The following is a 24,256-nucleotide window of genomic DNA, read 5'->3' as shown; positions in this document are numbered from 1 at the left end:
CCCGGCTGCGTCCGCATTTTTTATCGATACCCCGAACCAAGCGGCAGCTGAAAACGGACTTTCTCCTCAACCGTGACTTACCAGGCAGGTTACCCCCATGCAGTTCAGCGAATTATTGGCAGTGATTTCCACCCATGCGATCCGGCTGCAACGGGAAGACGGCGACCTGATCGTCCTGGGTGACGACGAGGCTTTGGAGGAGGGCGTTTGGGACCAACTGATCGCCCACAAGTCCCGGCTGCTGGCGCTGGTGGCCGAGCATGGCGGCGACTGGCTGAGCCCGGCGTATCGCATTACCCCGGACATGCTCGCGCTGGTCCGTCTCGACCAGGCCGCGCTCGACCGCATCGTCTCCGCCATCCCCGGTGGCGCGGCAAACGTGCAGGACATCTACCCGCTGGCGCCGCTGCAGGAGGGCATGCTCTATCACCACCTGTCGGCGGCGCAGGGCGACCCCTACGTGCTGCACGCGCAGTTTGTGTTCGACAGCCGCGCCCGCCTGCACGCCTTTGCCGAGGCGCTGCAATGGGTGATCGATCGCCATGACATCCTGCGCACCTCGATGGCCTGGGAGCGCCTCGACGAGCCGCTGCAAGTGGTATGGCGCAAGGCGCCGCTGGTATGCGAAGCCGCGCACGTTGACCCACGCAACGTGCGCCTGGACCTGGGCCAGGCGCCGCTGTTGCGCCTGGTGTACCGCGACAACCCCGGCAGCGCTCGCGTGGACGCGATGCTGTTGTTCCACCACACCATCCTCGATCACACCGCCCTGGATGTGGTGCGCGAAGAAATCCAGCTGTACCTCGCGGGCCAGCACGCGCAAGCGGCCGAGCCCGTGCCGTTTCGCAACTACATCGCCCAGGTGCGCCACGGCGTCAGCGCGCAGGCCCATGAAGGGTTTTTCCGCGAGATGCTGGCCGATATCGACGCGCCGACGCTGCCCTTCGGGTTGCAGGATGTGCAGGGCGACGGCCAGGGCATCGACGAAGCGCGCATCCCGGTCGACAGCGCCCTGAGCCGACGCCTGCGCGCCCTGGCTCGGCCGCTGGGCGTCAGCGTGGCGAGCATGATGCACCTGGCCTTCGCCCGTGTCCTGGGGGTGGTGTGCGGGCGCGACGCCGTGGTCTTCGGCACCGTGATGCTTGGCCGCATGGGCGCCGGCGCGGGCGGTGAACGGGCCTTGGGCATGTTTATCAACACCTTGCCGCTGCGCGTGGATGTAGGCGGGCAGGGCGTGCGCGCCGGGGTCCAGGCGACCCATGCGCGCCTCACCACCTTGCTCCAGCACGAACACGCGTCCCTGGCGCTGGCCCAGCGTTGCAGTGGCGTGGCAGCACCCGCGCCGTTGTTCAGCGCCATGCTCAATTATCGCCACAGCGCGGCCACGGACATGGCGGCCATCATCCAGATCGCCGAAGGCATCCAGGTGCTGGGCGCCGAAGAACGCACCAACTACCCGCTGACGGTCAATGTCGACGACCTCGGGGAAGATTTTGCACTGACGGTGATGGTGCACGCTTCCCTCGACGCCCGGCAGGTTGCCGGCTACCTGCACACGACCCTCGACAGTCTCGCCGAGGCGCTTGAGCACCGACCGGATACGCCCTTGGACAGCCTGGCGATCCTCACTCAAGGCCAACGCCAGCACCTGCTGCACAGCTTCAATCACAGCGCTGACACCTACGCCGACAGCCCGCTGATCCACCAACAGATCGAAGCCCACGCCGCCGCCCATCCCGACGCCATCGCCCTGCGTTTCGAACAACAACGCCTCACGTACCGCCAACTCAATGAGCGCGCCAACCAGGTCGCCCATCGCTTGCTGGCCCAAGGTGTGCGTGCCGATGACCGCGTGGCGATCTGCGTGGAGCGCGGCCCGGAGATGATCATCGGCCTGCTGGGCATCCTCAAGGCCGGCGCCGGTTATGTGCCGGTGGACCCGGCCTACCCGCGCGAACGCATCGCCTACACCCTGCAAGACAGCGCGCCGCTGGCGGTGCTGGTGCAAGCCAACACCCGCCACCTGGTGGGCGCGCTGGCGCAGATCGACCTCAACGGCCTGCGTGACGAATCCATCGTCAACCCGCGCCTGGACTTGAGCCCGGCCAACCTCGCCTATGTGATCTACACCTCCGGCTCCACCGGCCAGCCCAAGGGCGTGATGATCGAACACCGCCAGGTCGCGCGGCTGTTCAGCGCCACGAGGCATTGGTTCGGGTTCAACCGCAACGATGTGTGGGCGCTGTTCCATTCCTTCGCGTTCGACTTCTCCGTGTGGGAGATCTGGGGCGCACTGACCCACGGCGGCCAGTTGCTGATCGTGCCGCAACTGGTCAGCCGCGCGCCGGATGAGTGCTATGCGCTGCTGTGCGACGCCGGCGTGAGCATCCTCAACCAGACGCCCAGCGCGTTCCGCCAACTGATCGCGGCGCAACAGCACAACCTGCAGGCCCATTCGCTGCGCCAGGTGATCTTCGGCGGTGAAGCCCTGGAACCGGGGATGCTCAAGCCCTGGTATGCCCGCGCGCTCAACGCCGGCACGCAATTAGTCAACATGTACGGCATCACCGAGACCACCGTGCACGTGACCTATCGCGCCCTGGAAGCGGCGGATGCGCAGCGGGTCGGCGTCAGCCCGATTGGCGTGGCCATCCCCGATTTGCAGCTGTACGTGCTGGACGCGCGCCGCGAGCCGGTGCCGTTTGGCGTGGTCGGCGAGTTGTACGTCGGCGGTGCCGGTGTGGCGCGGGGTTACCTCAACCGTGAGGCGCTGACCGCCGAACGCTTCCTCACCGACCCCGCCAGCGGCCAGCGCCTGTACAAGACCGGCGACCTTGGCCGCCGCTGTGCGGACGGCAGTGTCGACTACCTGGGGCGCAACGACGATCAGGTGAAGATCCGCGGTTTCCGTATCGAACTGGGTGAAATCGAAGCCCATCTGGCCACCGCCGAGGGCGTGCGTGAGGCCATCGTCATTGCCCGTGAAGACGAACCGGGCGACCAGCGCCTGGTGGCCTACGTGATTACCGAGGGCACATTCAGCGCGGCCGCCTTGCGTGACCACTTGCTGCGCAGCCTCGCCGACTACATGCTGCCCAGTTCCTTTGTGCAACTCGATGCCTTCCCGCTGACCACCCACGGCAAGCTCGACCGCAAGGCCTTGCCCGCACCGGACGCCCAGGCGCTGGCCCGCCGTGAATACCAGGCCCCCGAGGGCGCGGCGCAAATCGCCATTGCCGCCATCTGGCAAGACCTGCTGAAAATCGACCGCGTGGGTCGTGACGACAATTTCTTCGAGCTGGGCGGGCATTCGCTGCTGGCGGTCAAGCTGATCGAGCGCATGCGCCAGCTGGACCTGCGCGCCGACGTGCGTGTGCTGTTCGGCCAGCCCACGCTGGCGGCGCTGGCCGCTGCGGTGGGCGACGAGGTGCACGTCCCGGCCAACCTCATTACCCCGGCCAGCGCGAGCATCACCCCCGAGATGCTGCCCCTGGTTGACCTGGACCAGGCCGCCATCGACCACATCCTCAACCGCGTGCCCGGCGGGTTGGCCAATGTGCAAGACATCTACGGCCTCGCCCCGTTGCAGGCGGGGATCTTGTACCACCACCTGGCAACCACCGAGGGTGATCCCTATGGGTTGCAGGTGCAGTTCAGCTTTGCCGACCAAGCGGCGGTGGATGCGTTCATCTACGCCCTGCACAGCGTGATCGAACGCCACGACATCCTGCGCACGGCAATCCTCTGGGACGGCCTCGATGAGCCGGTACAAGTGGTCCTGCGCCAGGCGTCGCTGACCGTCGAACGTATCGACGAACCCTTTGCCCTGCTGCAACAACGCTTCGACCCTCGGCACTTTCGCCTCGACCTGTCCCGCGCCCCGCTGATGCACTTCGCCTACAACGAACGGCAGGGCATCTTGCTGCTGCACCACATCCTGCTCGACCACATCGCGTTGCAGGTGCTGGTGCAAGAGATAAGCGCCAGCCTGGACGGGCGCAGCGCGCACTTGCCCGTGGCGGTGCCATATCGCAACTACGTGGCGCAGGCGCGGCTCGGCGTCAGCCAGGCGCAGCACGAAGCGTTCTTCAGCGCGATGCTCGGCGATATTGACGAACCGACCCTGGCCTTTGGTCTGCACGACGTTAACCTCGACGGCAGCGGCATCGTCGAAGCGCATCTGGCGCTGGAAGCCGAACTGAGCCTGGGCCTGCGCGAACAGGCGCGCCAACTGGGGGTGAGCCCGGCGAGCCTGGTGCACCTGGCCTGGGCGCAAGTGTTGGCGCAGGTTTCCGGCCAGCAAGAGGTGGTGTTCGGCACCGTGTTGCTGGGGCGCATGCAGGGCGGCGAGGGCGCGGATCGGGCGCTGGGCATGTTCATCAACACCTTGCCTTTGCGCGTCAGCCTCGGCGCGGTGGGTGTGCAAGCGGGCGTGCGCGCCACCCATGCGCGGCTCGCGCAATTGCTCGGGCATGAGCACGCGTCGTTGTCCCTGGCCCAGCGTTGCAGTGGTGTGCCGGGTTCGCTGCCGCTGTTCAGCACTTTGCTCAACTATCGCCACAGCGCGGTGGACGAAGCGCCGGGTGCCAATCCGTTTGCGGCGCGGGGCATCGAGATCCTCAGCTCCGAAGAGCGCAGCAACTACCCGCTGGTGATCAACGTCGATGACCTCGGCGCAGGTTTCGCGCTCACCGTGCAAGGTGTGGCCACGCTGGATGTGCAACGTGTCGGCGACTACCTGCTCACCGCGCTGCGCCACCTGGTGACGGCGCTGCAACAGGCGCCGACCACGCCGTTGCAGGCGGTGTCGATCCTGCCGCCCGTCGAGCGCCACCAACTGCTGGTGGACTTCAACGCCAGCGCCCGCGACTACCCGGCTCACTGCACCGTGCATCACCTGTTCGAAGCCCTGACGCAGGCACACCCCGAGGCCGTGGCGGCGGTGCATGGCCCGTTGTCCCTGAGTTACCGTGACCTCAACCGCCGCGCCAACCGCCTCGCGCACTACCTGATCAAGCAAGGCGTGCAGCCGGGGGAAAGCGTGGCGATTGCCCTGCCGCGCGGCCTGGACCTGCTGGTCTGCGAGCTGGCGATCCTCAAGTGTGCGGCGGTCTACGTGCCGTTGGATATCAACGCGCCGGCCGAGCGCCAGGCCTTTATCGTGCAGGACAGCGGCGCCCGCCGGGTACTCGACGACCTCGGCGTGCTGGCGCTGGAGACACAGTCGCCACGCAATCCCGAGCTGGCCCAGTCCTCGGAAAGCGTCGCCTACATCCTCTACACCTCCGGCTCCACCGGCACGCCGAAGGGCGTGCAAGTGCCGCACCGCGCGATCTCGCGCTTGGTGCTCAACAACGGCTATGCCGATTTCAACGCGCGCGACCGCGTGGCCTTCGCCTCCAACCCGGCGTTCGACGCGAGCACCCTCGACGTGTGGGCACCGTTGCTCAACGGCGGTTGCGTGGTGGTGGTCGAGCAGGCGGTGCTGCTGTCCCAGGCCGCCTTCGCCGCGTTGCTCCAGGAGCACGCCGTCAGCGTGTTGTGGATGACTGCCGGGCTGTTCCATCAGTACGCCGACGCGCTGCTGCCGGTGTTCCGCCAACTGCGTTACCTGATCGTCGGCGGCGATGTGCTCGACCCGCTGGTGATCAACCGCGTACTCGCCCACGGCAAGCCGCAGCACCTGCTCAACGGCTACGGGCCGACTGAGGCGACCACGTTCTCCACCACCTTTGAAATCACCACGGCGGGCACGGCGGCGATTCCAATCGGGCGGCCGCTGGCAAACGCCCAGGCCTTTGTGCTGGACGCGCGCCAGCAACCGTTGCCGCTGGGCGTGACCGGCGAGCTGTACATTGGCGGCGCGGGTGTGGCGTTGGGGTATCTGAACCAGCCGCAACTGACCGCCGAAAAATTCATCGCCAATCCCTTTGGCGACGGCGTGCTGTACCGCACCGGCGACCTCGCGTGCTGGCAGGCCGACGGTAACCTGCTGTACCAGGGGCGCAGTGACCTGCAACTGAAGATTCGCGGTTTCCGCATCGAACCCGGGGAAATCGAAACCTGCCTCGCCGCCTTCCCCGGCGTGAAAGACGTGGTGGTGCTGGCCCGCGAAGACGTGCCCGGCGACAAACGCCTGGTGGCCTACTACACCGCCCCAGAAGCGCTGGACATCCAAGCCCTGCGCGCCCACCTGCAAGGCCGCTTGCCGGACTATATGGTGCCGTCGGCCTATGTGTGGCTGGCCCTGTTGCCGCTCACCGCCAACGGCAAGCTCGACCGCAAGGGCCTGCCGGTGCCCGACGCGAGCGCGTTGCTCAGCCGTGGCTTCGAAGCGCCGGAAGGCGCAGTGGAAACCTCTCTCGCCCAGATCTGGCAGGACGTGCTCAAGCTGGAACGCGTCGGCCGGCACGATCATTTCTTCGAGCTGGGCGGCCACTCGTTGCTGGCGGTCAGCCTGATTGAACGCATGCGCCAGGTCGGCCTCAGCTGCGACGTGCGCGTGCTGTTCAGCCAGCCAAGCCTGGCGGCATTGGCAGCGGCGGTGGGCAGCGGGCGCGAAGTGGTGGTGCCAGCCAATGGCATTGCCGCCGGCAGCACGCAGATCACGCCGTCGATGCTGACCCTGCTGCCACTGGATCAGCCGGCCATTGACCGTATCGTCGCCAGCGTCCCCGGTGGCGCGGCGAATGTGCAGGATATCTACCCGTTGGCGCCGTTGCAGGAAGGCATCCTCTACCACCATCTCAGCGCCGAGCAGGGCGATCCGTACCTGCTGCAATCGCGCATGGCCTTTGACAGCCTGGAGCGCCTGCACGGTTTTATGGGCGCGCTGCAACAGGTGGTGGCGCGCCACGACATCCTGCGCACCGGCGTGGTCTGGGAAGGGCTGGACAGCCCGGTGCAAGTGGTGTGGCGCGACGCCCAGCTGAGCGTGCAGGCCGTGGCCCTGGACCCGGCCGACGGCGACGTCATCGCCCAACTGCACGCGCGCTTCGATGCCCGTCACTATCGCCTGGACCTCACCCAGGCACCGCTGCTGCGCATGGTCTACGCCGAAGACCCGGCCAATGGCCGCGTGGTGGCGATCCTGCTGTTCCATCACTTGGCGCTGGACCATACCGCCATGGAGGTGGTCGGCGAAGAGATGCAAGCGGTTCTGTGCAACCAAGCACATGCGTTGCCGGCTGCCGCACCGTTTCGCAACTACGTGGCCCAGGCGCGCCTGGGTGTTAGCGAGGCGGAACACGAGCAGTTCTTTCGCGAGATGCTTGCCGACATCGATGAACCGAGCCTGCCGTTTGGCGTGCAGGATGTGCAGGGCGACGGGCGTGATATCGAAGAGGCCGGGCAAGCCCTGGACGCGACGCTGGCCCAGCGGGTTCGCGAGCAGGCGCGGCGCTGCGGTGTGAGCGCGGCGAGCCTGATGCACCTGGCGTGGGCGCAGGTATTGGGGCTGGTGTGCGGGCGTGATGAGGTGGTGTTCGGCACCGTATTGATGGGCCGCCTGCAAGCGGGCGAGGGCGCGGACCGGGCGCTGGGCATGTTCATCAACACCTTGCCGCTGCGGGTGGACCTGGCGGCGAGCGCGGCGTTGGCCGTCAAGGCGACCCACACACGGCTGAGCGCCTTGCTCGGCCATGAGCATGCCTCGCTGGCCCTGGCCCAGCGTTGCAGCGGCGTGGCGGCGGGGGCGCCATTGTTCAGCAGCCTGCTCAATTATCGCCACAGCAGCCCCGAGGCCATGGCCCGCGACGGTCACGGCATCTGGGCGGGCGTGCAGTTGCTGGGCGGCGAAGAGCGCAGCAACTACCCGCTGACTTTGAGCGTGGACGACTTCGGCACAGGCTTCGGCCTGACGGTGCTGGCGCTGCCGCAGATCGGCGCCCAGCGCCTGTGTGGCTACATGCACCACGCCGTGGAGCAGTTGGTCGCCAGCCTGGAAAACGCAACGCAGACGGCACTCACCCAGCTGCCAAGCCTGCCAGCGGCGGAGCGCGAAACGCTGCTACGGGAATTCAACGCGACCGCTGCAGATTTCCCCACCGGACTTACCGTCCACGGTGCCTTCGAAATCCAGGCCGAGCGCCAGCCGGACGCGGTGGCGGTGATGCAAGACGGCGCCTCCCTGACCTATCAGCAGCTCAACCGGCGCGCCAACCAACTGGCCCATCACCTGCTGGCGCTGGGCGTGCAGCCCGACGACCGTGTCGCAATCTGCTGCCGTCGTGGCCCGCAGATGTTGGTGGGCTTGCTCGGCATCCTCAAGGCGGGCGCCGCCTACGTGCCTGTCGACCCGGCGTATCCCGCCGAGCGCATTGCCTATCTGCTGCAAGACAGCGCCCCGGTGGCCGTGCTGGCCGAGGCCAGCACGCGCGCGCTGTTGGGCGGATTTGTACCTGTCGACCTGCATGCACACGGCCTGGACCAGCCCACCAGCAACCCGCAACTCCGCGCGCTGACCCCGGCGCACCTGGCCTACGTGATCTACACCTCCGGCTCCACCGGCCAGCCCAAGGGCGTGATGGTCGAACACCACAGCGTGGAAAACCTGGTGCACTGGCACTGCGACGCCTTTGGCGTGGACGCTCGCAGCCACACCAGCAGCGTCGCCGGCTTTGGTTTTGATGCGATGGCCTGGGAAGTCTGGCCGGCGCTGTGTGCCGGTGCGACCCTGCACCTGCCGCCCGCCGAGGTGGGCAATGAACACATCGACGCGCTGCTCGCCTGGTGGCTGGCACAGCCGCTGGACGTGAGCTTCCTGCCCACGCCGGTGGCCGAGTACGCCTTCAGCCAGCAACTGCTGCACCCGACGTTGCGCATCCTGCTGATCGGCGGCGACCGCCTGCGCCAGTTCAATCAGGAACGGCGCTTTGCCGTGATCAACAACTACGGCCCCACCGAAGCCACGGTGGTCGCCACCTCCGGCCGCGTGCGTGCCGGGCAGGCGTTGCATATCGGCCGACCCATGGCGAATGCCAGCGTCTACCTGCTGGACGCGCACTTGCGCCCGGTGCCGTTGGGCGTGGCCGGCGAATTGTATGTGGGCGGCAGCGGCGTGGCGCGGGGTTACTTGAACCGCGCGGACCTGACCGCCGAACGCTTCCTGGAAGACCCGTTCAACGGCGGGCGCATGTACCGCAGCGGCGACCTGGCGCGCTGGTTGCCCGATGGCAACATCGAGTACCTGGGCCGTAACGATGACCAGGTGAAGTTGCGTGGCATACGCGTGGAGTTGGGCGAAATCGAAAGCCATCTCGCTGCACTCGACGGCGTTGGCGAAGCCGTGGTGCTGGTGCGCGAAGAGCGTTTGATCGCCTGGTTCACCGCCGGGCAACCGCTGGATATCGAGCACTTGCGCACGCAACTGCAAGCGCAACTCCCCGCCGCCTTGGTGCCGGTGGCCTATGTGCAGCTGCGCGCACTGCCCCTGACCGCCAACGGCAAGCTCGACCGCAAGGCGCTGCCTGAACCGGATCAGGGCGCAATGCTCAGTCGTGAGTACGCCGCTCCGCAAGGTGGCGTCGAAACTACTTTGGCGACGATCTGGGCCGAGGTGTTGCAGGTGGAACAGGTCGGCCGGCATGACCACTTTTTTGAGCTGGGCGGTCATTCCCTGTTGGCCGTCAGCCTGATCGAGCGCATGCGCCAGGCCGGTCTCAGTGCCGATGTGCGCGTGCTGTTCAGCCAACCCACCCTGGCGGCCCTGGCCGCTGCCGTCGGCAGTGGTCTCGACGTAGAGGTGCCGGCCAATCGCATTTCTGCCGATTGCCAGCGCATCACTCCGGACCTGCTGTCGCTGGTTGCCCTGGACCAACAGACGATTGATCAAGTAGTCGCCCAGGTCCCCGGTGGCGCCGCCAATGTGCAGGATATCTACCCGCTGGCGCCGTTGCAGGAAGGCATCCTTTACCACCACATCACGGCCGGGCAGGGCGACCCGTACCTGCTGCAATCGCACCTGGCGTTCGCCAGCCTGGAACGCCTGCACGCCTTTGCCCAGGCGCTGCAACAGGTGATCGACCGCCACGACATCCTGCGCACCGCCGTGGTCTGGGAAGGCCTGGCGCAACCGCTGCAAGTGGTGTGGCGCAAGGCCCAGTTGCAGGTGCAGGCCGGTGACCTGCAGGGCTTTGACCCGCGTCATTACCGCGTGCCGCTGGATCAGGCGCCGTTGATCCGTTTGGTATATGCCCACAACCCGGCCGGGCAGCAGGTGGATGCACTCCTGTTGTTCCACCACATTGCCCTCGACCACACCGCCCTCGACCGCGTGCGCCACGAGATGCAAGCCAGCCTGCTCGGGCAGCCGCAGCCGGTCGGGGACGCCACGCCGTACCGCAACTACGTGGCCCAGGCGCGCCTGGGGGTGAGTGAGCAGGAACACGAACAGTTCTTCCGCGAGATGCTCGCTGATATCGATGAACCGACTCTGCCGTTCGGCCTGCAGAATGTGCGCGGCGACGGCACGGCCATCGAAGAGGCCCAGCAGCACCTGCCGCCCGACCTCAACAGACGCCTGCGGGCCCAGGCGCGTGTGCTTGGGGTCAGCGCGGCCAGCCTGTTCCACCTGGCCTGGGCGCGGGTGCTCGCCAGCACGTCGGGCCAGGAACAGGTGGTGTTCGGCACCGTGCTGTTGGGCCGTATGCAAGGCGGCAAAGGCAGTGATCGGGCGCTGGGCATGTTCATCAACACCTTGCCGCTGCGGGTGGATATCGACGCCACCGGCGTGCGTGCTGCGGTCAAGCACACCCATGGGCGGCTGAGCGCGCTGCTCGGGCATGAACACGCCTCGCTGGCGTTGGCCCAGCGTTGCAGCGGTGTCGCCGCGCCGCAGCCGTTGTTCAGCGCGATGCTCAATTACCGTCACAGTGACAGCCGGCAGGCGCCGGTGTCGGCGGCGTGGCAAGGCATCGAGACATTGGCCAGTGAAGAGCGCACCAACTACCCGTTGACGCTGAACGTGGATGATCAGGGCGACGGTTTCCGCCTGACCGCCCTGGCGGCGACGCCAATCGGCGCGCAACGCATCTGCGGCTATGTGCAAGTGACCTTGCAAGGCCTGGTGGAAGCGCTGGAGCAGGCACCGCAGTTGCCGGTCAATCACCTGCCGGTGCTGGAGGCCCAGGAGCGCCAGCAAGTGCTCGGCGCGTTCAACGCCACCGAAGTGGCGTACGACCTCGATCAGACCCTGCATGGCATGTTCGAACGGCAGGTGGCACGCACGCCGGATGCGATTGCGCTCAAGGCGGGCGACGTCGTATTGACCTATGCCGAGCTGAACACGCGCGCCAACCAACTGGCGCACCACCTGTTGGCGTTGGGCGTACAACCGGATTCCCGCGTGGCGATCTGCGTGGAGCGCGGCCTGGACATGGTCGTTGGCCTGTACGCGATCCTCAAGGCCGGCGCCGCCTATGTGCCGCTGGACCCGGCCTATCCGCCAGAACGCCTGGCCTACATGCTCGAAGACAGCGCGCCCGTGGTGGTGTTGGCCCAAGGCTCGACGCGTGGGTTGCTGGGCGCAGTGCCGGTGATCGATCTGGAACAGCCGAACTGGTCGCACCAATCCACCGACAACCCGCAGGTCAACGCCATGGGCGCCTACGTGATCTACACCTCCGGCTCCACCGGCCAGCCCAAGGGCGTGATCAACGACCACGCCGGGGTGGTCAACCGCTTGCTGTGGATGCAGGACGCCTACGGTCTCAAGCCCCACGACCGGGTATTGCAGAAAACCCCGTTCAGCTTCGACGTGTCGGTGTGGGAGTTCTTCTGGCCGCTGTTCACCGGCGCGCGGCTGGTGATGGCGCGTCCTGGTGGGCACAAAGACCCGCTGTACCTGTGCGAAGTGATCGAGGCCGAGCAGATCACCACGCTGCACTTTGTGCCGTCGATGCTCGACGTGTTCCTTGCCCACGGCGATATGCGCCAGGCGGCCGGGCTGGTGCGCGTGATGTGCAGCGGCGAAGCCTTGCCCGGCAGCCTGGTGCGGCGCTTCAAGCAGCAGTTGCCGGGGATCGGCCTGTACAACCTGTACGGCCCCACTGAAGCGGCGGTGGACGTGACCGCGTGGAATTGCGCGCGCCCCGAGGTGGCGGACAACACGCCAATCGGCAAACCCATCGCCAACACACGCATGTACGTGCTGGACGCGCAGTTGCAGCCGGTGCCGCTGGGCGTGGTCGGCGAGTTGTTTATCGGCGGCGTGCAAGTGGCGCGGGGTTACCTGAACCGACCTGAGCTGACCGCCGAGCGCTTCCTCAAGGACCCGTTCAGCAGCGGCCGCATGTACCGCACCGGCGACCTCGGGCGCTTCCTGCCCGACGGCAATCTGGAATACCTGGGCCGCAACGATGATCAGGTGAAGATCCGTGGCCTGCGCATCGAACTGGGGGAAATCCAGGCGCGCCTGCTGGAGCATCCCCAGGTCAACGAAGCGGCCGTGATCGCCCGTGACGAGCGCCTCGTCGCCTATTACACCGGCACGCGGGTCGGCGACCTGCGTGAGCACCTGTTGCGGCACTTGCCGGAATTCATGGTGCCCGCGTTGTTTGTGCACCTCGACGCCTTGCCCTTGAGCCCCAACGGCAAGCTCGACCGCAAGGCGCTGCCGGCGCCGAGCGTCGAGGCACTGAATGCGCGGGAGTACGAAGCGCCCGAGGGCGACACCGAGATCCTGCTGGCGCAGCTCTGGGCCGAACTGCTCAAGGTGGAGCGGGTCGGGCGCCAGGACAATTTCTTTGAACTGGGCGGGCACTCGCTGCTCGCCGTGGGCCTGATCGGGCGCTTGCGCCAGGCGGGCATGGAAGCCGATGTGCGCGCGTTGTTCGAACAGCCGACCCTGGCGGGCTACGCCGCAATAACCGAACGAATGGAGATCGTCCTGTGAGCATCCTCGAACTGCTGGCGACACTGAAAACCAAGGATGTACAACTGGCGCTCAAGGGCGAGCAATTGGCGGTGCAAGGCAACAAGCAGGCGTTGAGCGATCCCTTGATCCTCGCCGCCTTGCGTGAACACAAACCGGCGTTGATCGAGCTGCTGAAAGCCGGTGAATACGCGGCTGCCAATGAGGTGCCGGCCAATGGCATCCCGGCCGATGCCGAGCACATCACGCCGGCCATGCTGACCTTGTCCAGCCTGAGCGAGGATGAAATCCAGCGCATCGTCGCCAGCGTTGACGGCGGCTTGGCGAATATCCAGGACATCTACCCCCTGGCGCCGTTGCAGGAAGGCATCCTGTTCCACCATGTGCGCACCGCCCAGGGCGACCCCTATGTGATGCAGTCGCAGTTCGCCTTTGACAGCGTCGAGCGCTTCGACGCGTTTGCCCAAGCCCTGCAAGGTGTGATCGAACGTCATGACATCCTGCGCACCGGCGTGGTGTGGGAGGGCGTGCAGCAGCCGTCGCAAGTGGTGTGGCGCAAGGCGAGCCTGCCGGTGCAGGCGGTGGAACTGGACCCGGCCGACGGCGATGTCGCCGCACAACTGCACGCCCGTTTCGACGCGCGCCATTACCGCCTGGACGTGACCCAGGCGCCGCTGTTGCGCCTGGCCTGGGCGGCGGACCCGGCGCAGCAGCGCATCGTTGCGATGCTGCTGTTCCACCATATGGCCCTCGACCACAGCGCCCTGGAAGTGGTGCGCCATGAAATGCAGGCGTTCTTGCAAGGGCAGGGCGCGCAGTTGGGTGCGGCGGTGCCGTTTCGCGACTACGTGGCCCAGGCGCGGCTGGGGGTGAGCGAGCAGGAGCACGAGGCGTTCTTCCGGCAGATGCTCGGGGATGTGGTCGAGCCGACCTTGCCCTTTGGCTTGCAGGACGTGCAGGGCGATGGCCGCGGGATCAACGAACTCGACTGGCCACTGGCGGACGCGCTCAACCAGCGCCTGCGCGCCCAGGCGCGGCTGCTTGGGGTGAGCATCGCCAGCCTGTTCCACCTGGGCTGGGCCCGGGTGTTGAGCGCGCTGGCGGGCAAGTCCCAGGTGGTGTTCGGCACGGTGTTGATGGGCCGCATGCAGGGCGGGCATGCCACGGAGCGCGCCTTGGGGATTTTCATCAATACCCTGCCGTTTCGCCTGGATGTGGGCAGTGACGACGTGCGCAGCGCCGTCAAGGCCACCCACGTACGCCTCACCGCGCTATTGCGCCATGAGCATGCGCCGCTGGCCCTGGCCCAGCGTTGCAGTGGCGTGCTGGCGCCGACGCCGTTGTTCAGCACCTTGCTCAACTATCGCCACAGCGCCACTGGCAGTAGTGAAGCGCAGGCGGCGTGGCAGGGCATCGCGACGCTGCGTTCGGATGAACGCACCAATTACCCGCTGACCCTGAGTGTGGATGACCTGGGTGACGGCTTTATCCTGCGGCTGCTGGCGACCACCGAGGTCGATCCGCGGCGCGTCTGCGCCTACCTGCAAACCGCCCTCGAGAATCTGGTGACGGCATTGGAGCAGGCGCCGTTGACGACGCTGGACCAGCTCGCGGTGGTGCCCGCCGCCGAGCAGCAGTTGCTGCTGGAACAGTTCAACGCCACCGGGGCCGATTTCCCTCAGGGCAGCACATTGCACGGGCGCATCGAAGCCCAGGCCGCCCTCACGCCCGACGCCATCGCCGTCGTGCAGCAAGGCCGACAACTGACCTACAGCGAGTTGAATCAACAAGCCAACCTGCTGGCCCATCACCTGCTGGCCCTCGGGGTGAAGCCTGACGAGCGCGTGGCCATTGTCGCGCGTCGTGGCCTCGACACCCTGGCCGGCTTGCTCGCGGTGCTCAAGGCCGGCGCCTGCTATGTGCCGGTGGACCCTTCCCACCCAGCCGAACGCCTGCACTACCTGCTCAGCGACAGCGCGCCGGTGGCGGTGCTGACCCAGCAGGCGTTGCTGGAGCGCTTGCCGGCCCTCGATGTGCCGGTGATTCATCTTGACCGCTACACCTGGCAGCACCATTCGGCGTGCAATCCCGAGGTGGCGGTGACGCCGGCGCACCTCGCCTATGTGATCTACACCTCCGGCTCCACCGGCCAGCCCAAAGGCGTGATGGTGGAACACCACACGGTGGCCAACCTGGTGGACTGGCATTGCCACGCCTTCGACCTGCGCGCCGGGCGCCACACCGCCAGCGTCGCCGGTTTCGGCTTTGACGCGATGGCCTGGGAAGTGTGGCCGGCCCTGTGTGTGGGCGCGACCCTGCACCTGCCACCGGCCCAGGACGGCAATGAGGACATCGACGCACTGCTGGCCTGGTGGTGCGCGCAGCCGTTGGATGTGAGCTTTCTGCCGACGCCGGTGGCCGAGTACGCCTTCAGCCAGCGCATCGAACACCCGACGTTGCGCACCTTGCTGATCGGCGGCGATCGCCTGCGCCAGTTTGGCCGTGGCCAGCGCTTCGAGGTGATCAACAACTACGGCCCCACCGAGGCCACGGTGGTGGCCACGTCCGGCAAGGTCGAGGCGGGGCAGCCGTTGCATATCGGCAAACCCATCGCCAATGCCACGGTGTACCTGTTGGATGAACAACTGCGTCCGGTGCCGTTGGGCGTGGCGGGGGAGTTGTATGTGGGCGGCAAGGGCGTGGCGCGTGGTTATCTGCACCGCCCGCAGTTGACCGCCGAACGCTTCCTGCAAGACCCGTTCAACAACGGGCGCATGTACCGCACCGGCGACCTGGCGCGCTGGTTGCCCGATGGCAACCTTGAGTACCTGGGGCGCAACGACGATCAGGTGAAGATTCGCGGGGTGCGCATCGAGCTGGGGGAAATCGAAAGCCAGCTCAACCAACTGCCGAGCGTCCAGGAGGCGGTGGTGCTGGTGCGCGAAGAACGCCTGGTGGCGTACTTCACCGAGAACCCGCAACTGGACCCGCTGACTGTGGCTGAACTGCGCGCCCACCTGGTGGCGCACCTGCCGGACGCCATGGTGCCGGTGGCCTACGTGAAACTGCCTGCACTGCCCCTGACCGCCAACGGCAAGCTCGACCGCAAGGCCCTGCCGGCGCCGGACATGGCCGCCGTATTCAGCCGCGAGTACGCCGCGCCCGAGGGTGAGATCGAAACAGTGCTGGCGCAGATTTGGGCCGATGTGCTGCAAGTGGAGCGGGTCGGGCGACGCGATCACTTTTTTGAACTGGGCGGGCATTCGTTGCTGGCGATGCGCATGGTCTCGCAGGTGCGCCAGCGCCTCGGTGTGGAGCTGTTGCTCGGCGACCTGTTCGCCAACGCCGAACTGGCCGCCGTCGCCGACGTGCTGGCCAGCGCCGGGCGCAGCACCTTGCCGGACATCCTCCCGGCCAATCGCGACGACGCCGTGCCGCTGTCGTTCGCCCAGCAACGCCTATGGTTCCTCGCGCTGTTGGAAGGGGCCAACACCGCCTACAACATTCCCATCGGCCTGCGTTTGCGTGGGCAATTGCATGTGGAGGCGCTGCAACGGGCGCTGGCGCGGATCGTCGCGCGGCATGAAACCCTGCGCAGTCGCTTCGCCCAGCACGGCGACGAAGCGCGGGTGCTGATCCTGCCGCCAGAAGACGTGCTGCCCCTGCAAGTGCAGGACCTGCGCCGTCACCCGCAACCGCAACAGGCGTTGGAAGCGTTGATCCACGGCGAGGCGTCGGCGCCGTTTGACCTGGAGCGCGGCCCGCTGCTGCGCGGGCGCTTGATCGTGATGGCCGACGATCACCATGTGCTGTTGCTGACCTTGCACCATATCGTCTCCGATGGCGGCTCCATGGGTGTGCTCACCCGCGAGCTGATGGCGTTGTACAAGGCCTTCAGCCTGGGCCAGGCCGACCCGTTGCCGCCGCTGGCGATCCAGTACGGCGACTTTGCGGTGTGGCAGCGCCTGTGGCTCAGCGGCGAAGTGCTGCATCGGCAAAGCACTTACTGGCAGCAAGCGCTGGCCGGTGCGCCGGTGTTGCTCACTTTGCCCACCGACCGCCCGCGTCCGGCGCGGCAGGACTACGCCGGCAGCAGCGTCGAGGTGCGCCTGGATGAGCGCCTGACGGCCGGGCTCAAGGCCCTCGGCCAACGTCATGGCAGCACGCTCTATATGATCCTGCTGACGGCGTGGGCATCGCTGCTGACGCGGCTGTCCGGGCAGCAGGAGGTGGTGATCGGCTCCCCCGTGGCCAATCGCAATCGCGTCGAGGTGGAAGGGCTGATCGGCCTGTTCGTCAACACCCTGGCGGTGCGCATCGACACCTCGGGCGACGTGAGCTGCGAAGCGCTGTTGGCGCGGGTCAAGGCCCAGGCGCTGGCCGCCCAGGCCCATCAGGACCTGCCGTTTGAACAAGTGGTGGAAATCACCCGGCCCGCCCGCAGCCTGGCCCACAGCCCGGTGTTCCAGACCTTGCTCACCTGGCAGGACAGCAGCGCGCCGGCCCTGGCCCTGGGCGACCTGGCGCTGGAAGGCATCGTCGAACATAGCCACTTTGCCAAGTTCGACCTGTCCCTGGACCTGGGCGAAGTGCAGGGCTCCATCATCGGCGCGCTGGAATATGCGCAGGCCTTGTTCGATGAAGCGACCGTGCGCCGTTATGCCGGCTACCTCACCCGTGTGCTGCAGGCCATGGTCGATAACGATCAGGCGGTGCTGGCCCATGCGCCGTTGGTGGATGAGCATGAGCGTCAGCAGCTTTTGGTTGAGTTCAACGCCACGCAGGTGGATTACAACCTCGACCAGACCTTGCACGGGATGTTTGAAGCGCAAGTGGCCCGTACGCCGGATGCCATTGCGCTGAAGTCGGGCGACGTGGTGTTGACCTATGCCGAGCTGAACGCGCGGGCCAACCAGTTGGCGCATCACCTGCTGGCGCAGGGCGTGCAGCCGGATTCCCGCGTGGCGATCTGCGTGGAGCGTGGCCTGGAGATGGTGGTCGGCCTGTACGCGATCCTCAAGGCCGGCGCCGCCTATGTGCCGCTGGACCCGGCGTATCCGCCTGAACGCCTGGCCTACATGCTCGAAGACAGCGCGCCGTTGGTGGTGCTGGCCCAAGGCTCGACGCGTGCGTTGCTGGGCACAGTGCCGGTGATCGACCTGGAGCAGCCGACCTGGTTGCAGCAACCCCTCGACAACCCGCAGGTCAACGCCGTGGGCGCCTATGTGATCTACACCTCCGGCTCCACCGGCCAGCCCAAGGGCGTGATCAACGACCACGCCGGGGTGGTCAACCGCTTGCTGTGGATGCAGGACGCCTACGGCCTGACCTCCGACGATACGGTCTTGCAGAAAACCCCGTTCAGTTTCGACGTGTCGGTGTGGGAGTTCTTCTGGCCGCTGTTCACCGGCGCGCGGCTGGTGATGGCGCGCCCGGGTGGGCACAAAGAGCCGCTGTACCTGTGTGAAGTGATCGAGGCCGAGCAGATCACCACGCTGCACTTTGTGCCGTCGATGCTCGACGTGTTCCTCGCCCACGGCGATGTGCGCCAGGCGGCCGGGCTGGTGCGCGTGATGTGCAGCGGCGAAGCGTTGCCCGGCAGCCTGGTACGGCGCTTCAAGCAGCAGTTGCCGGGCAGCGAGCTGCACAACCTGTATGGGCCGACCGAAGCGGCGGTGGATGTGACCGCCTGGCACTGTGCGGGTGCCGTGACGCCGGACAACACGCCCATCGGCAAACCCATCGCCAACACGCGCATGTACGTGTTGGATGGGCAGTTGCAACCGGTGCCGCTGGGGGTGGTTGGCGAGCTGTTTATCGGCGGTGTGCAAGTGGCGCGGGGTTACCTGAACCGCCCGGAATTGACCGCCGAGCGCTTTATCAAAGACCCGTTCACTGGCGCGCGCATGTACCGCACGGGTGACCTTGGCCGCTATTTGCCCGACGGCACTATTGAATACCTCGGGCGCAACGACGATCAGGTCAAGATCCGTGGCCTGCGCATCGAACTGGGGGAAATCCACGCGCGTCTGATCGACTATCTGGGCGTCGATGAAGCCGCAGTGATCGCCCGCGACGAGCGCCTGGTGGCGTACTACACCGGCGTGCGCAGCGAGATCGACGCCCTGCGCGCCCATCTGTTGCAGCACCTGCCGGAGTTCATGGTGCCAGCGCTGTTTGTGCACCTCGACGCGCTGCCCCTGAGCCCCAACGGCAAGCTCGACCGCAAGGCCTTGCCCGCACCGGGCGCGGACTCAGTGATTACACGCGACTACGAAGCGCCCCAGGGCGACACGGAAATCGCCCTGGCCAGCCTGTGGGCCGAGTTGCTCAATGTGGAGCGGGTGGGGCGTCACGATGACTTCTTTGAACTGGGCGGGCACTCGCTGCTGGCGGTGAGCCTGGTGGGGCGCATGCGCCGCCTCGGGCTGTCGGCGGATGTGAAAGTGTTGTTTGGCCAGCCGACGTTGGCGGCGTTGGCTGCTGCGTTGGGCGGCGGCCGCGAAGTCGCGGTGCCGGCCAATCGCATTGCGCCCGATTGCACGCGGATCACCCCGGACATGCTGGCGCTGATCACCCTGGAGCAAGCGGCCATCGACCGTGTTGTCGGTTACATCCCCGGCGGTGCGGCGAATGTGCAGGACATCTACCCGCTGGCACCGTTGCAGGCCGGCATGCTCTACCACCATCGCGCTACGCCCAGTAGCGACGACTATGTGCTGCGCGCGCAGTTCGCCTTCGACAGCCGCCAGCGTCTGGACGCGTTTGCCCAGGCCTTGCAGGCGGTGATCCAGCGCCATGATGCGTTGCGTTCGTCGTTCCATTGGGATGGCCTGGAAGAACCGCTGCAAGTGGTGTGGCGTGAGGCCGCGCTGCGCGTCGAAACCGGGCCGTTGCCGCCACGCCTGGACCTGGCCCAGGCGCCGCTGATGCGCCTGGTGTATGCCGAGGAACCGCAGCGCGTGGTCGCCACCTTGCTGTTCCACCACCTGGTGATGGACCACATCGCCCTGGACATTCTGCAACACGAAATGCAGGCGTTCCTGCTGGGCACCGCGCACACCCTCGGCGCGCCCGTGCCGTACCGCAACTATGTGGCCCAGACCCGCCTGGGTGTGGATGATCACGCGGCGTTCTTTAGCGAGATGCTCGGCGCCATCGATGAGCCGACCAGCGTCGAACCGCTGGGCGCCGCTGAGCATGTCCAGCGCACGCTGGATGCGCCGTTGAGCCAGCGCCTGCGGGTGCAGGCGCGGCAAGCGGGCGTCAGTGCCGCGAGCCTGATGCACCTGGCCTGGGCCCATGTGCTGGGCAAGGTCGCGGGCCGCGAGCAGGTGGTGTTCGGCACGGTGATGCTCGGCCGTTTGCACGGTGGTGACGGCGCCGAGCGCGCCATCGGGGTGTTTATCAATACCTTGCCGCTGCGGGTCGATCTGGGTGAGCACAGCGTACTGGACGCGTTGCGCGCCACTCACGGGCGCCTGACCCAGTTGCTCAGCCATGAACACGCGCCGCTGGCGCTGGCCCAGCGTTGCAGCGGCGTGCCGGTGGGCACGCCGTTGTTTGCCACGCTGTTCAACTATCGCCACAGCGCCGCGTCGGTGGGCAGCGAGGGCTGGCAGGGCATTCAGTCGCTCAAGGCCGAGGAACACAGCAACTACGGCTTGTCCCTGAGTGTTGATGACCTGGCCGATGGCTTCACCCTGACGGCCGTGGGGCAGGGCGCGCGGCGTGTCTGCGACTACCTGCACACTGCCGTGGAGCAACTGGTGCAGGCGTTGGAGCACGACAGCGAAGTCGCCATCGGCCACTTGCCGATCCTGTCGATTGCCGAGCGCCGCCAGTTGGCCGGATTCAACGCCACCACGCGCCTGTTTCCACGGGAACACACGGTGCAGCGCCTGTTCGAGGCCCAGGCCCAGGCGCGGCCTGACGCGCTGGCGGTGGTGGAGGGCGCGCAACGATTGAGTTATGGCGAGCTGAATCGCCGCGCCAACCGCTTGGCCCATCACCTGTTGGGGCTGGGGGTGCGGGCCGGCGATAACGTTGCGCTGCTGTTGCCGCGCTCCGTGGACCTGCTGGTCAGCCAACTGGCCGTGCTCAAGTGCGCCGCTGCCTATGTGCCGCTGGACATCCACGCGCCCGCCGAGCGCCAGGGCTTCATGCTGCAAGACAGTGCGGCCGCCTGCGTGTTGACACGCAGCGATGCCGTTGTCGATGGCGCGGTCCAACGCCTGGACCTCGACACCTTGGCCCTCGACCCGCAACCGAGCCACAACCCCGGCCTGTCGCAGTCGTCGGAGAGCGTGGCGTACATCATGTACACCTCCGGTTCCACCGGCACGCCCAAAGGTGTGTTGGTGCCCCATCGCGGCATCACGCGGCTGGTGCTCAACAATGGCTATGCCGACTTCAATGCCAGCGACCGCGTGGCGTTCGCCTCCAACCCGGCGTTCGACGCCAGCACCATGGACGTGTGGGGGCCGTTGCTCAACGGTGGGCAGATCCAGGTGATCGACCACGCCACCGTGCTCGAGCCGGTGGCGTTTGGCGCGGCCCTGGCCGAGGTGACGGTGCTGTTCGTGACCACGGCGTTGTTCAACCACTATGTGCAACTGATCCCCGAGGCGCTGGCGGGCCTGCGCATCCTCCTGTGCGGCGGCGAGCGGGCCGACCCGGCGGCGTTTCGCCGTTTGTTGGCGCGGGCACCGGCACTGCGCCTGGTGCATTGCTACGGGCCGACGGAAAGCACCACCTACGCCACCACCCATGAGGTGCGCGCGCTAGTCGATGGCGCCGACAGCGTGCCTATCGGCCGGCCGATTTCCAACACCCAGGTGCATGTCTTGGATGCGCACCTGCAGCCCGTGCCGTTGGGCGTGGCGGGTGAGATCTGCATCGGTGGCGATGGCGTCGCCCTGGGCTATTTGAATCGCCCGGCGCTGACCGCCGAGAAGTTCGTCGCCGACCCGTTCAATGGCGGCGCGCTGCTGTACCGCACCGGCGACCTTGGCCGCTGGACGGCGGACGGCCTGCTGGAGTGCATCGGGCGCAATGACGACCAGGTGAAGATTCGCGGTTTCCGTATCGAACTGGGCGAGATTGAAGCGCGCCTGGGCACCTTGGCGGGTATCCAGGACGTGGTGGTGCTGGCCCGTGAGGACGTGCCGGGGGACAAGCGTCTGGTGGCGTACTTCACCTGGGCGGCGCAGCCCCTGGAGATCGACCAACTGCGCGCCCATTTGCTTGAGCAATTGCCGGACTACATGCTGCCGTCGGCCTATGTGGCGCTGGCGCGGTTGCCGTTGACCGGCAACGGCAAGGTGGACCGCAAAGCCTTGCCCGTGCCGCCGTTGCAGGCGCTGATCAGCCGTGAATTCGAAGCGCCGGTTGATGCCCTGGAGCAAACCCTGGCACAGCACTGGGCCGAGGTGTTGAAGCTGGAGCAGGTGGGGCGGCATGACAGTTTTTTCGAGCTGGGCGGGCATTCGTTACTGGCGATCCGGCTGGTGAACGTGTTGGAGGAGGCGGGGTTGTCGGTGTCTCTCGCCGAGCTGTTCCAGCATGCCAATGTGGCGGCGGTCGCCGCGCTGTTACGCCAACGCAGCGACGCACCGCTGTGTGACGGTCCGGTGGTCACGGTGCGCAGCGCTGGCAGCCAGGCGCCGCTGTTCCTGGTCCACGAGTTCAGCGGCATGGACGTGTATTTCCCGGCGCTGGGCCAGCATCTGCCCGGCGACTATCCGATCTATGGCCTGCCGGGCGTGGCCTTAGGCGAGCCGCACCTGGACAGCATGGAAGGCCTTGCCGCGCGGCTGGTCGGTTTGATCCGTGGCATCCAGCCCCACGGGCCGTATCGACTGGCCGGCTGGTCGTTTGGCGGCGTACTGGCCTATGAAGTGGCGATGCAGTTGCTGGGGGCGGATGAACCGGTGGCGTTCCTCGGTTTGCTCGACAGCTATGTGCCGCGCCTGACCGATCAAGGCAAGGCGCGCTGGAGCGGGGCGGAGGCGCTCAAGCGCCAGTTGTTGTTGCAGTGCACGGCGTACTGGAAAACCCAGGGCCGGGCAGATTTGCTGGCGAGCCTGGGGCAGTTGGACGCACAGGTTGCACAGCTGGACTTTGCCGAGTTGCTGCAACGCTGCCGTGCGGCCGGTTTGCTGCACGCGCAAATGGCGGCGGCGACGGATGCCGACCTGGCGCATTACCTGGCACGGGAAGTCGGGCATGGGCATGCGCTGGCGCATTACAGCCTGTTCCCGTTGCCGATACCGGTGCATCTGTTCAGCGCGCAAGAGCGCCCCACCGAATTGGCGCGGCGCAGTGCTTCGCTGGGCTGGGCAGACGCGTTGGCGCCGGGGCAGTTGCGCCAGGTGCAAGTGCCGGGTGATCACCAGAGCATGATGCAGGCGCCGCATATCCAGGCGCTGGGCCAGGCAATCACAGAGGCATTGGCGACCTGCATGCCGGTGGCGCAAGCGGCACATTCGCCCTTGCTGCGCATTCAGAGCGGGCGTGCCGGGCACGCGCCGCTGTTCTGCGTGCCGGGGGCGGGGGACAGCGTCACCGGTTTTGTCGGCTTGAGCGAAGCTCTGGGGCGCGACTGGCCGCTGTTTGGCTTGCAGCCCCGTGGCCTGGATGGCGAGGCGGTGCCCCACAGCCAGGTGGAAGCGGCGGCGCGGGCGAATCTGGCGGCGTTGGCGCAGGAATGCCCGCACGGCCCGGTGCATCTGGTCGGGCATTCGTTTGGCGGCTGGGTCGCGCTGGAGATGGCGTTGCAGTTGCAGGCGCAAGGGCGCGAGGTGGCGTCGCTCACGGTGATCGACAGCGAAGCACCGGGTGGCGCGGGCCGCGCGTACACGACCACGGCGGCGCTGCTGCGCTTGATCGAGTCGATGCAGTTGGCGGCGGGCAAGTCCCTGGGGATCGACCCGCTGGACTTCGCCGGGCGCGATGAAGTGGCGCAGCGCCAAAGCTTGCATGCCGGCATGGTCGCGGTTGGCTTGTTGCCGGCGCGGGCCAGTGTGGCGGCGATGGACGGGCCGGCGCGCACCTATGGGGCGGCGTTGCGCACGGCGTATCGGCCGAGTCGGCGCTTTGACGGCGTGGTGCGCTTGGTGTTGGCGCAAGACCCGGCATTGGACGCGGCCGGCAATCAGCGCGAGCAGGGCTTGATGATCGAAGGCTGGCGCCGCCAGGGCAGGGAGCTGGAGGTGTGGTATGGCGGCGGCAATCACTTCACGTTGCTCAAGGCGCCGAATGTGCAGGGGCTTGCCCAGTGGTGGCGGGAAGGACTTGTGGGAGCGGGCTTGCCCGCGATGGCGGTGGCTCAGTCGCCCATGTATTGACTGAACGCCCGCAATCGCAGGCAAGCCAGCTCCCACA

At 66.9% G+C, this 24,256-nt stretch carries 2 protein-coding genes; both read left to right on the top strand.

Translation table 11 applies throughout. The features are described 5' to 3' along the window. The first annotated feature begins 97 nt into the window (after positions 1-97). Positions 98-12,892: a non-ribosomal peptide synthetase gene (locus J1G37_RS13630; protein ID WP_207042411.1), complete on the top strand. Its 12,795-nt coding sequence runs from the start codon at positions 98-100 to the stop codon at positions 12,890-12,892. Next, positions 12,889-24,219 carry a non-ribosomal peptide synthetase gene (locus J1G37_RS13625; RefSeq protein ID WP_207042400.1) on the top strand — a complete coding sequence of 3,777 codons (11,331 nt, stop codon included), beginning with the start codon at positions 12,889-12,891 and terminating at the stop codon, positions 24,217-24,219. The genes J1G37_RS13630 and J1G37_RS13625 overlap by 4 nt, the downstream gene beginning before the upstream one ends. Positions 24,220-24,256 lie beyond the last annotated feature (37 nt).

This window comes from Pseudomonas sp. Marseille-Q1929 (genome assembly GCF_017316265.1).
Classification (GTDB): Bacteria; Pseudomonadota; Gammaproteobacteria; order Pseudomonadales; family Pseudomonadaceae; genus Aquipseudomonas.
Note: the sequence above shows the minus strand (reverse complement) of the source record. Positions and strands in the feature narration are given on the sequence as shown.

What these genes read in the sequence shown, in the direction of transcription:
- J1G37_RS13630 (WP_207042411.1), top strand. Translation starts at nt 98, where the DNA reads ATGCAGTTCAGCGAATTATTGGCAGTGATTTCCACCCATGCGATCCGG.